15 protein-coding genes are annotated in these 15,985 nt (G+C 33.9%); 13 read left to right on the top strand and 2 right to left on the bottom strand.

What is annotated here, in order from left to right:
* The 7 genes from rplQ (at position 1) to AAGD68_RS03325 (ending at position 5,450) form a co-directional block, all read left to right on the top strand.
* The gene (gene rplQ / locus AAGD68_RS03355) at positions 1-429 is read left to right on the top strand and encodes a 50S ribosomal protein L17 (RefSeq protein ID WP_253309077.1); all 429 of its coding nucleotides are present in this window, start codon (positions 1-3) and stop codon (positions 427-429) included.
* A 23-nt stretch (positions 430-452) separates the two neighbouring features.
* Positions 453-818 (top strand): YraN family protein, encoded by a 366-nt coding sequence (locus tag AAGD68_RS03350; protein WP_253309076.1) that lies wholly within the window; start codon positions 453-455, stop codon positions 816-818.
* A 26-nt stretch (positions 819-844) separates the two neighbouring features.
* The gene (gene atpH, locus AAGD68_RS03345) at positions 845-1,405 is read left to right on the top strand and encodes an ATP synthase F1 subunit delta (RefSeq protein WP_253309075.1); all 561 of its coding nucleotides are present in this window, start codon (positions 845-847) and stop codon (positions 1,403-1,405) included.
* Positions 1,402-2,943 carry a F0F1 ATP synthase subunit alpha gene (gene atpA, locus AAGD68_RS03340; RefSeq protein WP_253309074.1) on the top strand — a complete coding sequence of 514 codons (1,542 nt, stop codon included), beginning with the start codon at positions 1,402-1,404 and terminating at the stop codon, positions 2,941-2,943. The genes atpH and atpA overlap by 4 nt, the downstream gene beginning before the upstream one ends.
* 9 nt (positions 2,944-2,952) lie before the next feature.
* Positions 2,953-3,447 (top strand): transcription elongation factor GreA, encoded by a 495-nt coding sequence (gene greA / locus AAGD68_RS03335; RefSeq protein WP_341814114.1) that lies wholly within the window; start codon positions 2,953-2,955, stop codon positions 3,445-3,447.
* A 6-nt stretch (positions 3,448-3,453) separates the two neighbouring features.
* Positions 3,454-4,098: a 3,4-dihydroxy-2-butanone-4-phosphate synthase gene (ribB, locus tag AAGD68_RS03330; RefSeq protein ID WP_182182755.1), complete on the top strand. Its 645-nt coding sequence runs from the start codon at positions 3,454-3,456 to the stop codon at positions 4,096-4,098.
* A 71-nt stretch (positions 4,099-4,169) separates the two neighbouring features.
* On the top strand, positions 4,170-5,450 hold the full coding sequence (locus AAGD68_RS03325; protein WP_265045507.1) for a M48 family metalloprotease: 1,281 nt from the start codon (positions 4,170-4,172) through the stop codon (positions 5,448-5,450).
* Positions 5,451-5,478: 28 nt separating this feature from the next.
* Here the strand turns inward: AAGD68_RS03325 and AAGD68_RS03320 are convergent, their stop codons facing one another.
* Positions 5,479-5,814, bottom strand: coding sequence for a TrbC/VirB2 family protein (locus tag AAGD68_RS03320; RefSeq protein WP_341814382.1), 336 nt, complete (start codon positions 5,812-5,814; stop codon positions 5,479-5,481).
* A 95-nt stretch (positions 5,815-5,909) separates the two neighbouring features.
* A complete protein-coding gene (gene fabG / locus AAGD68_RS03315; protein WP_253309071.1) occupies positions 5,910-6,644 on the bottom strand; it encodes a 3-oxoacyl-[acyl-carrier-protein] reductase in 735 nt (244 codons plus the stop codon).
* A gap of 266 nt (positions 6,645-6,910) precedes the next feature.
* Between fabG and AAGD68_RS03310 the strand changes: the two genes are divergently transcribed.
* The 6 genes from AAGD68_RS03310 to AAGD68_RS03285 all read left to right on the top strand — a co-directional run bounded on the left by AAGD68_RS03310 (position 6,911) and on the right by AAGD68_RS03285 (position 15,937).
* A complete protein-coding gene (locus AAGD68_RS03310) occupies positions 6,911-8,431 on the top strand; it encodes an HlyD family type I secretion periplasmic adaptor subunit (protein WP_341814381.1) in 1,521 nt (506 codons plus the stop codon).
* A 543-nt stretch (positions 8,432-8,974) separates the two neighbouring features.
* Positions 8,975-9,739, top strand: a complete 765-nt coding sequence (gene coxB, locus AAGD68_RS03305; RefSeq protein ID WP_182182743.1) for a cytochrome c oxidase subunit II — start codon at positions 8,975-8,977, stop codon at positions 9,737-9,739.
* A 15-nt stretch (positions 9,740-9,754) separates the two neighbouring features.
* Complete coding sequence (gene ctaD, locus AAGD68_RS03300; protein ID WP_253309068.1) at positions 9,755-11,305, top strand: cytochrome c oxidase subunit I; 1,551 nt, start codon at positions 9,755-9,757, stop codon at positions 11,303-11,305.
* 1 nt (position 11,306) lies between these two features.
* The gene (locus AAGD68_RS03295) at positions 11,307-12,194 is read left to right on the top strand and encodes a heme o synthase (RefSeq protein ID WP_253309067.1); all 888 of its coding nucleotides are present in this window, start codon (positions 11,307-11,309) and stop codon (positions 12,192-12,194) included.
* A gap of 175 nt (positions 12,195-12,369) precedes the next feature.
* Positions 12,370-12,807, top strand: a complete 438-nt coding sequence (gene rnhA / locus AAGD68_RS03290) for a ribonuclease HI (RefSeq protein ID WP_253309066.1) — start codon at positions 12,370-12,372, stop codon at positions 12,805-12,807.
* The gene (locus AAGD68_RS03285; protein WP_265045512.1) at positions 12,800-15,937 is read left to right on the top strand and encodes an AsmA-like C-terminal domain-containing protein; all 3,138 of its coding nucleotides are present in this window, start codon (positions 12,800-12,802) and stop codon (positions 15,935-15,937) included. The genes rnhA and AAGD68_RS03285 overlap by 8 nt, the downstream gene beginning before the upstream one ends.
* The last annotated feature ends 48 nt before the right edge of the window (positions 15,938-15,985 follow it).

The following is a 15,985-nucleotide window of genomic DNA, read 5'->3' as shown; positions in this document are numbered from 1 at the left end:
ATGAAACATGGAATAAAAAAACGTAAACTATCTCGTTGCACTGAACATAGATTATCGACGTTAAAGAATCTATCTATCTCATTAATTAACCATGAGCAGATTGTAACTACTTTACCAAAAGCTAAGGAACTTCGTCCATATGTCGAAAAGTTTATTACAATTGCTAAGAATAAGAATACTTTACATGGTAGAAGACTTTTGCTTTCACGCCTTCATAATAGTAAGTTAGCAGTTGATAAGTTATTAAACGTCTTAGCCAGCCGTTATCAAGATCGTAAAGGTGGGTATTCTAGAATAATAAAATTTAGCACTCGAAAGGGTGATTGTGCTTCAATGGCAGTGATAGAACTGGTTAATAGGGATATTGCAGCAAGAGGTAAGGTTTATAGTAAAAATAGAGAAGGAGGCAAAGTAGTTACACAAAGTTAATTATTATCATAATTGTTCTTCTTATGGTAAGTAGGTTACGCTACTTTGTAGGTTACTTTGGCGAATTGTTAGTTTTGGCATATTTAAAGCTGAAATGGTATAATGTTATAAAACGCCGTTACCGTTGTAAGTTCGGTGAAATTGACTTAATTGTATCTAAAAAAAAGGAGCTGATTTTTATAGAAGTTAAAACAAGTTTACTTGGAAAAGAAATACCGATATCTCATCTTCAATGTCAGTCTATTATAAATTCTTCTAAGTATTTCTTAAGTACAAACCTTAGTTTTTTAGATTATTCAGTCAGATATGATTTATGTTTTCTTTCCTTAAAGAGAGGACCTGTTTATATAAAAAATGCTTGGATTGAAGAATGGAAGGTTTGTAGCTGAATTAATTTAGATTTACTGGATTTAATATGAAAAAGACCCAATACAATAATTTAGTTTCATCTTACGCTAGAGTGCTGTTTCATGTCTCAGGAAGCAGGTTAGGTATTATAAGGAAAGAAGTAGAATTTTTATTGGCTTTTTTTAAGGATCAACGTGATGTTTTTGTGTACCTATCTCATCCTATGATTTCTTTTGCACACAAAAAAGAAGTGATGCTTTCTATAAATGAGCACTTGAGTGAAAATTTAGTAAAATTTATTATGGTTATATTTGCAAACAAACGCTCTAGTTTATTGATCCTTATATTAGAAAAATTCTTAAGTCTTGCAAAAGAAAATGAAAATGAATTCGAAATTACTATAAAGTCAGCAGAAGCTTTAAAGGAATCTGATATAAAAATAATTACTGAATCTTTGAGCTTTCTTGGTAAAATAATAAAAGTAAGCAATGTGGTTGACCCTTCTATACTAGGTGGCTTCGTAGTTAGGTATGGTTTTAATTTGATCGATGCTTCGCTAAAAAGTTACTTAGATAGGTTAGTTGACTTAAGTAAAATGGAAATATTAAAAGTAAGGAATTTTGTATGAAGAACAGTATGAATGTTTCTGAGATAGCAAGTGTAATAAGGGAAAAAGTTGAGACGTTTGATAATCCTATAAAGCGGGAAAATATAGGTGAAGTAATTTCAGTAACAGATGGTATCGCATTGGTTTATGGGCTGGAAAAAGCAAAATTCGGTGAAAAGGTATTTTTTGCAAGCGGTGTAGAAGGAATAGTTCTTGATTTAGATCATGATACGGCTGGAATAGTTGTGCTTGGTAATGACCGTGATGTGAAAGAAGGGGACGTTGTAAAATGTAGTGGTGATGTTGTGCAGGTGCCTATAGGGCATGAATTGTTAGGGAGAGTTGTAAATGCGTTGGGCCATCCTATAGACGACGGTGGGGAAATTAGAGCCAAAAACAGAATGGATATAGAATCTAAAGCGCCAGGCATTATTGATCGTAAGTCTGTGCATGAGCCACTACAAACAGGAATTAAAATTATAGATTTGCTAATTCCAATAGGTAGAGGGCAGCGTGAATTGATTATTGGCGATAGACAAATTGGTAAAACTACTATTGCGCTTGATACTATTATCAATCAGAAGAAGATTAACGATGAGGTAAACGAAAATCAAAAAATTTACTGTGTTTATGTTGCTATTGGACAAAAAATTTCAACAGTAGCAAAAGTGGTAAATAAGCTGAAAGAAAGCGGAGCATTAGAGTATACAACTGTAGTTGTGGCTAGTGCATCTGACTGCGCGCCTATGCAATTTTTAGCACCTTATGCTGGTTGCACTATTGGGGAATTTTTCCGTGACAATGGAATGCATTGTTTGATTATATATGATGATTTATCTAAGCATGCTGTGGCATATAGGCAGATGTCTTTATTGCTCAGACGTCCTCCTGGTCGTGAAGCTTACCCTGGAGATATATTCTATGTACATTCTCGCTTGCTTGAAAGAGCTGCTAAAATGTCTGATAAAAAAGGGCAGGGGTCTTTAACTGCTTTGCCGATTGTCGAAACTCAAGCTGGTGATGTATCTGCATATGTGCCAACAAATGTTATTTCAATTACCGATGGGCAGATCTTTCTTGAGTCTGAATTATTTTATAAAGGATTTCGACCTGCAGTAAATATAGGTTTGTCAGTTTCACGGGTTGGTTCTGCTGCACAACTAAAGTCTGTGAAGAAAGTTGCTAGTTCTATAAAGCTAAGCTTAGCTCAGTATAGAGAATTAGAAGATTTTGCAAAATTTGGTTCTGATCTTGATGCTAGTGTTCAATTATCCTTGAATAAGGGTAAATATCTTGTCGAGTTATTAAAGCAAAAACAACATTTACCTATGTCAATAGAAGAGCAAGTAGTGCTGATGTATATTTTTTCTAACCTATATAATCAGTTAAGTAAAATACAAATAAGTTACATTAATAAATTTGAACATGATCTTATTAATTATTTTCATACTGTACACCCTGGGGTTTTAAAAAAGTTGTCAAATGACATGAGTGATGATATAAAAGGTGATATTTTTAACATTGTGAGTAATTTCGTTACTCAATTTAATTGCGTTTAGGTGGTGATTATGGCTTCATCCATTATTAATAAATTTCCTATGACGAGGGAAGGTTTTGAGAATATGCAAGCCGAACTTGAAAAATTAAAGGAAGAAAAACCTTCTGTGATACAGGCTATTTCTGATGCTCGTGATCAAGGTGATTTGTCTGAAAATACAGAGTATCATGCAGCACGGGAAAGGTTAGGTTTTATTGAAGGCCGTATAATGGAGATAGAAAGTAAGCTCTCACATGCGGAAGTAATAGAAGTAAAAAATTTGTCTGGTGATTCAGTAATGTTTGGTGCAACTGTGACATTAAGCATGTTAAGTGATAATAACGGTGAAGTGGAATATGTTTATAAGGTTGTAGGCGAATATGAAGCTGATGTTTCAAAGCAGTTAATATCTACTAGTTCACCACTTGGGAGTGCCTTAATCGGCAAAAAAGTCGGTGAGTATGTGGAAGTGACAGTGCCAAATGGAGAGAAATTGTATAAAATAGTTAAGATTGAATTTAAGTAAATTATTATGGTACAGGCCACTTATGCTTCAATGAGTCTACCCGGTATTTCTTCTGTGGAAGATGTATTAGAGGATGCTCGTTCCGGTAAATTATTCATTTTAGTTGATGATGAAAGTAGAGAGAATGAAGGTGATTTGGTTGTCTTAGCTGAAAAAGTAAAACCAGAACATATGGCTTTTATGGTTAGGTACGGTACAGGGGTTGTGTGCTTAGCAATGACTAAATTTCACATGAAGAGGTTGGGCCTTAATTTCATGGAAAAGAAAAATATTGGTGAAAATCATACCGCATTTACTACATCAATTGATGCACGTTATGGCATTACAACCGGTGTTTCAGCAGAGGATAGAACGAAAACTATACATGCTGCTATCAACAAGGATGGCACTCAGGATGACATCATAACTCCAGGTCATGTTTTTCCTGTAATTGCACATAAAGGTGGGGTGGCACAACGTGCTGGTCATACTGAAGCGAGTGTTGAAATGGCGAAGTTAGTAGGGTTTGATCATTCAGCAGTTATTTGTGAATTAGTGAATGATGATGGCTCTATGATGCGCTTACCTCAGTTACTTAAATTTGCTGAACAACATAAAATTAAGTTAACTACCATCGACAAACTTATCAGTTACGTTAAAAAATTAAACTAGCGTTTATAAATTTGTATAATTTAAGTGTTAAAATATAGAATTCCTATAAATTATACAAGCACAGAATTTCCATGTTTAGAATTGCTAAGTTTTTGACCTTATTGTTCTTTTTTGCATATTATAATAATGCTTACTCTATTAACATTATTAGAGATAGTGAAGTGGAAGCAATAGTGAAAGAGCTAGCGCAACCTTTATTTTTCGCTGCAAACATTGATAGTGACCGAATGAAAGTTTTTATAATTAATGATAATTCGATTAATGCTTTTGTAATTAACAACAACAGTATCTTCATTCATTTAGGACTTTTACAATACTCGGCTAAACCTTATGTCCTGCTTGGTATATTAGCACATGAGATTGCTCACATATCTGCTGGTCATATATTGCAAATGAGTAGTGCTATGGGTTATTTTCAATCGATAGCAATGATTAGTTATATGGTAGGATTAGTTTCTAGTATTATCATTAACCCTCAGGTTGCTGGTGCAATTTTGCTTAGTGGTGTAGCACTCAGTTCAGGGCTATTTTTTAACTATTCTCAAGAGCAAGAAAGTGTAGCAGATAGCTATGCTTTAAGGTACCTTGATGAATCTGGCTATGATAATTCAGGTATGAAAGAGATTTTTGATTATTTTAAAAGTATTGATCATGAGAACACCGAGGAATATTTCCGCACTCACCCACTTAGTGAGAAACGCATATTTGCTGTACAAAATTATAAGGTCAAAAACAACGTAAAACCAATTTTTGCGGATAAGTTACTAAAGTTTGAGCGTGTGGTTGCAAAGTTAGACTCTTTCTTTGTTCCTATTCATGTGTTATCTAATAAATATGAAAATAATTCTGAGTATGTAAATGCTATAGTTTGCTATAGGCAAGGAAAGATAGAAGAGGCTATTGCTAAAGTTAATTCATTGATTCAAGAGTCACGCAATGACCCATACCTATATGAATTAAAAGCAGAAATGCTATACAAGGCCGGAAATTTAAGTGAAGCAATAAAAATGTATGAGGAATCGCTTAGGTATTTATCTGAGAAAAACAGTTATTTAGTGAAACTTGCATTATCTCATACTTTATTATTACACGGTGATGCAAAAAAGGCGATTTTTTACCTGGAGCAGATTTTGAATGTAGAACCAAATAACGCTTTTGTCTGGAAATATTTAAGCATTGCATATAAATGTGAAGCTGATACGGCAATGCATTATTTTGCCTTGACAAAAAAGGCTTGTATTGAAGGTGATTTAAAGCAATTTACAAAATATGCTGAGCTAGCTGTTAAAACTCTACCAAAAGATAGTCCTTATTTGTTGCAAGTTGAAGATATGAAGCGATTTAATGGATAACAAAAAAGCATTTCTGCACTTTTATGGGTTATTTTCCACACTTTTCCAACATAGCTTTTGCTTCATCACTTACGTTGGGCATAATTTTCATTATGATAGTTTTAGCGCCAAAAAATACACCACAGAACATGCCTAGAGCAAAGAGGGCTGGCCACGGCATCCTGCCAAATATTGCAAGCAAAGCTGCACCAATTATTACTACCGTCATAAGTGGACCGCCTATTCCCCAAACGTAACCAATAATATTGCATATTACTTTAGTTGTGTCATCCATATCAGGATCAGTGGTAGCTGCATAACCTGAGAAAGAGAAAAGTAATACTACACAAAAAACACTAAAAAATCTTTTTATTATAGAGCTCATTTTCTTGCCTTTAAATAATAAATTAACGCAAACGCAAACCTACACATATTTTTATTTTAAAGTAAAAATTATAATTTGTCTATACATAAGTGTTGCTACATAAATAACCCACCATTAATGTTAAGCACATGCCCTGTTATATATTTTGCTTCATCACTTGCTAAAAATAAGACCCCTGCTGCTATTTCTTCCCCTGTTCCCATTCTTTTCATTGGAATATTATCTAATATTTTTCCCTTTTGTCCTTCATTTAAAACTTCAGTCATTTTAGTATCTATAAACCCAGGAGCAATACAATTTACTGTTATATTACGACTTGCAACTTCTTTTGCTATAGATTTGCTCATAGCTATTATTCCAGCTTTAGACGCTGCATAATTTGCTTGCCCGGCGTTTCCTGTCAGCCCTATTATTGAGGAAATATTTATAATTCTTCCCCAATTATTCTTAATTAGTCTCTTACATGCTTCTCTACTCAGCTTAAATGTAGAGCTCAAGTTAATATCAATTACTTTTTGCCATGCTTCATCTGTCATTCTCAATAATAAACTGTCTCGCGTAATGCCCGCATTGCATATAAGCCCGTCAAAGCCTTCCATCAACTCACTTGCTCTATTTACTAGTTGATTTACTTCCTCAGCATTTGATAAGTCACAAGGGAGTATGTGCATATTTTTTTCATATTGTTTAGCAACTTCTTCGAGCACTTCTTTTTTTGTGCCAGAAATACATAAAGTTGCTCCGGCTTTGTGCATAATTTTTACAATTGCTTGCCCTATTCCGCCTGATGCGCCAGTGATCAGGAACTTTCTACTTTCCAATCTAAACATAATAACTTTATATTATCTTAATTCCTAACAGAATATCGACTGGTTGGCAATAGATTTCTTACATAATATAAGTAACTCAGATATTCACAAAATAAAGGAAAAGTTATAATAAAGTTAAACGTCAAAAAATTTTAAAAACATAGTTGATGCAGGAATTGTTACTAAATAGTTTATTCTGGTGCTCTGCAGTCTAAATGGAATGCCTAAATTATAGATTCTTTGTTTTTGTGTGTTATCTTGAGTTAACACAAATTCACAGTAGTATTATGATAAGTAAGTTAAAAAAGCTTAGCGCTGGATTTTCTTTGACAGGCCTGATTGGCCATAGTGATAATATAAATATGCAAGGAGCAAAAAATAAAAAGAAGAAGTACCCAAAATTTTTGGATAAGACGTTTGCATTGATTGATGCAGTGATAAATTTTATTTTAAAACGCGAAAGTAATAACGTAAATGAAGTTCTGAGAGTAACATGGGGACCACTATTTTTTGGTCTGGTAGTAATACTCATCTTTTTTGGGATAGGTGGTATTTGGTCGGCTATAGCTCCAATTGACGGTGCGGTGCATGCAAGTGGAGAAGTTATTGTATCTTCAAATAGGAAAATAGTTCAACACTTGGGCGGAGGAATAATAAGCAAAATTTTAGTCAAAGAGAGCCAAGCAGTTAAAAAAGATGAGCCTCTAGTTTTGTTGAGTGATGTTAACGAGAAGGCGAATTTAAGTATTATCAAAGAGAAGCTCTTATCATTTTTAGCAACAGAAGCAAGGCTTATTGCAATCAGAGGAGATTTAGACACGCTCGAGTTTCCTGATGAGGTTAAAAAATTATCTCACGATGAACTTGTAAATAAAGCGATAAAGAATCAAGTAAAGTTGTTCAACTCTCAGAGAAAGAGCATATTGGGAAAAACAGACATACTGCAACAACGTATAAAGCAGTTAAATGATGAATTAGCTGGGCTAAACTTTCAACTAAATGCAGCTCATAAGCAATATGACTTGATAACTGAGGAGTTGGAAACAAAAAGACAATTACTTGATAGTGGCCATATAAGCAAACCACACATTTTAGCTTTAGAAAAACAGTTTGCTGAAATTGAAGGCAGAGTTGGACATTACCGTTCTGCAATATCTCAAGTGCAGCAAAAAATTGGAGAGAATGAATTAGAAATTATAAACGTGAGAAATGATTCTCAAGAAAGAGCAAACGCTGAACTTAAGGAAGTTAGTACGTCTATTGCAGACTTGAAAGAGAGGCTGATGGTTGCTGAAGATTCATTAGCACGTACAATAATTAAATCCCCTCAAGATGGGATAGTCACAGATATAAGATACCATACTGAAGGTGGTGTTATACAATCTGGAGTTCCAATCATGAGCGTAGTGCCATCGGATGATGACCTAATAATAGATGCTAAAATTCAGACCAGAAACATAGAAGAGGTACTGTCAGCACAAAAGAAAGATAGCAACATAGTCTCTATTGATGGGCTAGAAGGGCTAAAGGTTAAAGTCCGGCTGAGTGCTTACAATGCACGTCGTTTAAGTTTAATTAGTGGTATAGTAAGCCATATTTCTCCTGATGCTCTTGATGATTCAAGACTAGGGCGTTATTATTCAGTGCGCGTGGTGATACCAAAGTCAGAGCTTGCTCAATTTAAAAATGTATACCTATACCCTGGTATGCCAGCAGAAGTGTACATAGTTACTCAATCCCGTACTCTTTTATCATTCTTGTTTACACCTATAATTGCAACAGTCGATAGGTCTTTTATAGAAAGGTAGCTCTATTTGGCTTCTCTAAAGATTTCGTTTACAGAATCTAGTAACTCAGCTATGCAGAATGAAAAAAGTTTGTATGGTATACAAATATAGTGTGTTTTTTTATAATTATTTTCTATAATGCGTAAATCTTTGGTCCAAGCTGTAAATGCTACCATAGGCATTAAAAGTTAATTAACAAACTGCAATGTATAATAAAATAAAGGAACTTGTAAGATTTTGATCTTGCAAATTATAAACTTGTCATAAAGTTTAATAGTGTCTGTTACTGCTTTTAGGTGTGAGGCTAGAGGGTTATTAGCAGTAACAGACACTATTAAACTTATTATAGAATTTACTTAAAGTAAATATTTAATTTAAAATATTATAATATTTTTCCTTACAATAGATTTATGTAAATGCTTTTTTCCTCAAATTAGTATTGTACTATTATACTTATTGAATGCTAAAAAATTATTAACCATCACTAATCTCTATTTGCATAGTAAGTTTATATATACTATTATACAGTATATCATTTAGTTTTATAGCAAACAAACAAAAGATATGGTGAAGTTATTTGCACTATTGATAATATTTTACTCAAATATATCTGTTGCCTCTGCTCCTACTTCCTGGCAATTTGGATTTCCTGCTCCTGCAACTGAAGTAATGGAGGCTGTAGTTAGGTCACATTCGTTTGTAATGGTTGTGATGGTTGCAATAATGCTTTTTGTGTGGGCGCTGCTTGCTTATGTAGTATTTCGCTTTCGTAAAAGCAAAGTGGCAAACGTAAGCCAAACTAACCACAATGTCCTTTTAGAAATTGTTTGGTTTGTTATACCAACGATTATTGTTGGTATATTAGCCTTTGAAAACGCTAAATTACTGAAGCTACAGGAAGAAATACCGAAAGCTGATATAACACTGAAAGTTATTGGCCATCAATGGTATTGGAGTTACCAATATCCAGAATATCAAGGTGTGTCATTTGATAGTTATATTAAGGGAAAAGAAGACTTTATCGAAGGAGATTTAAAGCTATTCTCTGTTGATAACAACATCGTTTTACCCATTAATACTAACGTTCGTTTACAAGTTACAGCAGGAGATGTGATACACAGCTGGGGAGTACCGGCTTTCGGTGTAAAAATTGATGCGATACCAGGTAGGCTGAATGAGGCGTGGTTTAATATCAAAAAGTCTGGTGTTTATTACGGGCAGTGCTATGAATTGTGTGGTCAAGGCCATGGATTTATGCCAATTGTTGTTGAAGCAGTAAGCAAAGAAGATTTTAATAAGTGGATTGAAAATAGAAAATTAGTGAGTTAAATTTGGAGTATAGATATGAGTGACGTACCAAAGGGCATAAAGCGTTGGTTGTTTTCCACTAATCATAAAGACATAGGGACACTGTACATTATTTTTTCCATATTAGCTGGAATTATTGGTGGATTATTATCGGTGATTATTCGCACTCAGCTAATGCACATTAATATACTTAACAATAATTATCAATTATATAACGTAATGGTTACAGGGCATGCGTTGATAATGGTGTTTTTTATGATAATGCCAGCCCTCATGGGAGGATTTGGTAACTGGTTTGTACCTCTCATGATTGGCGCACCAGATATGGCATTTCCTCGTATGAATAATTTAAGTTTTTGGTTATTAGTGTCATCTTTTATTTTGCTCATTCTCTCAGTGTTTATTGGTGAAGGTCCAGGTACAGGTTGGACTTTATATCCACCTTTATCACAGGTAATGTCCCATCCAAGTGCAGGAGTTGACATTGCTATACTTGCACTTCATGTTGCTGGTATGTCGTCAATTGTTGGGGCGATCAACTTTATAGTTACTATATTTAACATGCGCACAAAAGGAATGTCATTAACTAAGATGCCACTGTTTGTTTGGTCTGTCTTGCTAACAGCATTTATGTTGATTGTTGCCTTACCAGTGCTTGCCGGTGCTATAACTATGCTTCTTACTGATCGCAATGTTGGTACTTCCTTTTTTGATCCTGCCGGTGGCGGAGATCCTGTGTTATTTCAACATCTATTTTGGTTTTTTGGTCATCCAGAAGTTTACGTAATTATTTTTCCTGCATTTGGCATCATAAGTCAGGTTGTATCAACTTTTTCTCACAGACCTGTATTTGGTTACATAGGGATGGTTTATGCTATGATAGGTATAGCAGTATTTGGCTTTATGGTGTGGGCTCATCATATGTTCACTGTTGGGCTTAGTGCTGACGCTGCTGCATTTTTTAGCACTACCACAATTTTTATCGGTGTTATAACTGGTGTAAAAGTCTTTAGCTGGATTGCAACTATGTGGGGTGGAGCAATTGAGTTTAAGACCCCTATGCTATTTGCACTAGGTTTTATTTTCATGTTTGTTGGCGGTGGCATAACGGGAATAATTCTTTCTCATGGTGGAATAGATAAGCTTCTGCATGATACCTACTATGTTGTTGCTCACTTCCATTATGTCATGTCACTTGCTGCATTATTTGGAGCTTTTGCTGGCTTTTATTATTGGATTGGTAAAATGTCGGGTAAACAATATAATGAGCGCTTAGGTCAAATCCACTTTTGGCTTACTTTTATTAGTACCAATATCACTTTTTTACCTCAACATTTCTTAGGATTAGCTGGCATGCCAAGGCGTATACCTGATTATCCTGATGCGTTTATTCCTTGGAATTATATATCCTCAATTGGCTCATATATGTCCTTTGTTTCAGTTATGTTTTTTGTGTTTATAGTTATACATCTCTTTAAATGGGGCAAAAAAGCTGGAGATAATCCTTGGGAAGGTGACACCTTGGAATGGACAGTATCTTCACCACCGCCTTTTCATACTTTCGAAAAGCCACCAGTGGTAAAATAGAATGTACACAAGTGTTTTGCTAAATGTTGAATCAACAATACTGGATTTTTGGCGTTTGCTGAAGCCAAGGATAATGTATCTTGTGGTATTTACTGCAGTTGCTGGTATGGTTACTGCACCAGGTAGTATGCACCCTTTTCTAGCACTAATATCTCTTATATGTGTTGCTCTTGGCTCAGGATCTGCAGGTGCTATAAATATGTGGTATGACAGAGATATAGATCTGCTCATGGAAAGGACAAAAAACCGCCCTATACCCTCAGGAAGAATTCTTGCAGAAAGTGCGCTTGAATTTGGTATAACTCTTGGAATATTGTCAGTATTTATCATGGCAATAGCAGTAAACTATATTTCTGCTGCTTTGCTTGCAGTTAGCATATTATTTTACGTTTTCGTATATACAATTTGGCTAAAAAGGCGTACTCCACAGAATATCGTTATCGGTGGTGCAGCAGGTGCTTTTCCTCCAATGATTGGCTGGGCAGCTGTGACTAATTCTGTCAGTTGGGAAAGTTTCATTTTATTTTTAGTAATTTTTATGTGGACTCCACCACACTTTTGGGCCCTATCTTTAAATAAGTCTGAAGACTATGCAAGAGCATCGATTCCTATGTTCAATATTGTTTATGGTCCGGAAAAAACAAGAAAATATATATTAATTTATAGTGTGTTGCTGGTATTAACCAGCTTGCTTCCAGCTCTATTTTTGAAAAAGGCTTTACTTTATCTAAGCATGGCAATTTTTGCAGGTTGCATCTTTATTTGGTACGCTATATCAATTCTCAGATTCAAGAACCACAACTCACAGAAACAAATGTTTTCTTATTCAATTTCTTATCTATTTTCCCTATTCGCCAGTATTATTTTTTGTTCTATTGATTTATTTTAGTTATGAAAGAACGGCAGAAGCATAAAAACTATTTTTTACTTTTCCTTTTGGTAATGCTCGTTGTCACACTTTTTTTTGTTTCTATAATAAAATTTAAAGGTGCAGCTTAAACTACCTTTAGAAATTGTGCTTTCATAAAAGCAACTATATACTTTGTTAACCGATATAAACAAAGATGAGTAAGAAAGAAGTGACAATATACACGGATGGGGCGTGTTCTGGTAATCCTGGAGCGGGAGGATGGGCAGCTATCATATTATTTCAAGATTATAGAAAAGACATTTATGGTAGAGAAGAAAATACCACAAACAATAAAATGGAGTTAACAGCGGTGATCAATGGGCTAAAAGTATTGAAATTTTCTTGTAATATTAATTTATATACGGATAGTCTTTATATTAAGCATGGCATAACAGAGTGGATAAATAAGTGGAAAATGAATGGCTGGAAAACAAGTAATAAAAAATCAGTAAAAAATATGGAATTGTGGAAAGAGCTAGACAACGTTGCTTCACAACACGAAATTGATTGGAAGTGGGTTAAAGCACACAGTGGCAATAAATATAATGAGGAGGCTGATATTTTAGCAAGAAAAGCAATAATCGATGCTTAAAAAAATTACTATATTATTTTCCGTAGCTTTATTGTTCATATTGTGCTTCTTTATTTTTTTAAAGCCTTTAGAAATCAATATTAATTATATTAATTTTTATGTTAAACATAAAATATCAAAAATATTTGTTGGCTCAAGCGTTAATATGGAGAATACCTCAGTTGTTTGGCAGAAAGATGGCAAAGATCCGTATTTAGTCATTACAGATTTGGCAATAGCAAACCCTAATTTTACTATAAAAGTTCCTGAGCTTTTTGTACATTTTAAGTTAAGTTCCTTATTTAAAGCTAGCACAAATCTCTCTCAGGTTTCAGCTGATAATGTGCATGTATGTATCAAGAGAGAAGAAACTAATGTTAATCCGCAAAACTCATTAGACCTTTTGGATAATCATTATTTAAATAGTAACCGCCTTCCTTCGGTGTCATTCCAGCGCGTGACGCTGGAATCTAGAAAAAAAGAAACAAGTAGTCAAGCTACTTGGATGACAAGGACGAGTGCTGGAATGACAAGGACGAGTGCTGGAATGACAGGGAAGAATTTCAAGATGACAGAAAGCAGTGCAAAAAATCTATTAAAAACAATAAGGGAATTTTTTTTTGACTTAAATGCGGATTCAAAAATTGAATTTACTAACATCGCTATTGATAAAAGCACAGAAGATGAATTTTTTATTGATAAATTATATATAGGGAAGGGGGAAGATTTTAATGTTTTAGATATTCATGTGAATACAAAAGATGGAAAGGGATTTTTGGATGATTTATCAATTACAATAAAAAATCGCAACAATTTGCTAAATGTATACGGGACATTTTATAATCTAAAATTGGGACTATTGAGCGAGTTTTCTACATTAGTTAAAAGCTACAATTTGGACAAAAATATAGGATTCAAAGGAAGCTTCTCAGTGAAAATTAATAAAAAGGATGAAATTGTAGATGGAAATATATACGTATTGAATACAGAAAATTATTTGAACAAAAATTTGGCCTTAACTAATGTAAATATAAATTTAACATATAGTGATGGAATTATTAGTGTAAAAAACTTCCATTTTAAGTTAAATGACACGTATCTCTCTTTAATAGGCAAGATGAACTTTAGTACAAGTCATGCTTTGCTTAGAATTAATATTAGCAAGTTTGCTGCAAAGGATTTATGTACTTATGTACCAGATGGTGTAGTGAATAGTAAATTTAGAAGCTGGTATTGTGATAATATTAATGGGGATGTTTTAAATACCATTGTAAGTTTCAATGGCAAAATTAACAATTTGGTTGATGACGATCTGTCAGACATTGTAATTGTTGCTGATATAGAAAATGGTAGCGTAAAATTTGATGAAGATTTTGAGCAAGTAAAGGAATTAAAGGGTGATTTGATCATCAAGAATAACGATCTCAAAATTACTGCAAATAGCGCTAAGTTTCAGAATTTCACTATTAATGGTGGTGATATTGAAATGAAATCTCTCAATAAGGAAAATTCAGTTCTAACCATTAATGGCCAAGCTGTAAGTGATGCGTATGGTTTATATGAGCCTATAAGATTTAAGCTGGATGATGTGGTGAAGGTTGAAAGGGATAAAGTAAGTGGAATGGCAAAATCTGTATTTAATTTTCGCATTTTTAATCTAAATGATGATGACAAAAAAGTAGACTTCTCAGCAAATTTTCATTTTGAAATTGATAATTTGGCCGTCTATAATGCAAGTCTTGGTAAATATGACATTAAGCTTAGTTTTGGCAGTGACTTTATAGATTTAAATGGTAGTGGTATGGTGAATAACACACAGCTATTATTTGACCTGAAAAGTAGCAATAGGAATGAAAGTTTTGCCTGGAATTTGACCGGAGATTTACCCGCTCAAATACTTGATTTTGATGAAAATATAGGTGGCTATGTCAATACAAATATAGAATCGGTGATAAATCAAGATAAAACGGGACATGTTAATGGTAATATGGATTTATCAGAGCTTGAATCACGTTCAAGTTATTTTGGGTGGAAAAATCGTTTTGAAGATCACAATAAAGTTTTGTTCTCTGTAAAATTAAAAGGTGCCGATGAATTGTTAGTAGACAAATTAGATGTTATAGGAAATGACCTAGATATAAAATTCAGCGGAAGAGTAGGAAATGGAAATTTATATTTAAATTCTAGTAGTTTTAAATTGCCTGATAATGATTTTAGTATAGAAATTGAATCAGGTAAGGAAAAAAATGCCATAACTATTTATGGTGAGAAAATCAATTTGAGTGATATTTTAGGCTTGCTTGGCAAAAACAATAATGGATTAAACAAAGATATAGAAATTAGTATGAATGTTGACAATGTAATTATGAAAGAAGGCGTCGTTATCAAAAATGCTAAGCTGAATGTAACCTGTACTAAAGGTAATTGCAATGGAAGTCAATTTACAGGACAGTTTCTAGAAGATAGCAGCAACATACTAGCGGAATACAGTGGAATAGGGCTCGAAATATATGCGGATAATGCAGGTATACTTTCGCGTTCCTTAGGCATTAGTAAATCAGTCAAAAATGGTAAACTTTCTCTTTATCTATCTCCTCAAAGAGAAAATGAAGAACATTATGGCATGTTATCTATTAGTAATTTTTATATCAAAGATGCTCCACTACTCACTACTTTATTATCGATGTCTTCGCTTCCTGGTATTGTAAATGCTATAAAGGATGAAGGTGTATACTTTTATAAATGTAATGTACCTTTCTCATACAAAGATGGCTCTGTCGAAATTGAAGAATCTTGGCTTGAAGGGGCGGAATTAGGCATTAGCACTAGCGGTAAGCTCGACATTAGAAATTATAAATTCCAAGTTGAAGGACAGGTAATACCAGCATATTCAATTAATAAATCTTTGTTAAAAATTCCTATAATTGGGAAACTTCTTACTGGCGGGAAAAGTAGGGGAATCGTTTCAATAGACTATAAAGCAAGTGGTGATGACAAAAACAATAACGTATCTGTTGATCTTATCTCTTCGCTAACTCCAAACCTATTAAAGAGGTTATTGGGAGTGTTTGATCGCATTATGACAAAAACTAACGAAGCTGTCATCGGTGGCTTAAAAGGTGGTGTGAAAAAGAAATTTGGTTCGACATGACCAAAAGGGAAGTTGTTTAACAAAATTATGGACAAAAATGCAAGAATT

This window comes from Wolbachia endosymbiont (group A) of Machimus atricapillus (genome assembly GCF_964027095.1).
Classification (GTDB): domain Bacteria; phylum Pseudomonadota; class Alphaproteobacteria; order Rickettsiales; family Anaplasmataceae; genus Wolbachia.
The sequence above is the reverse complement of the archived record's forward strand: the minus strand, read 5'-3'. Positions and strand labels throughout refer to the sequence as shown.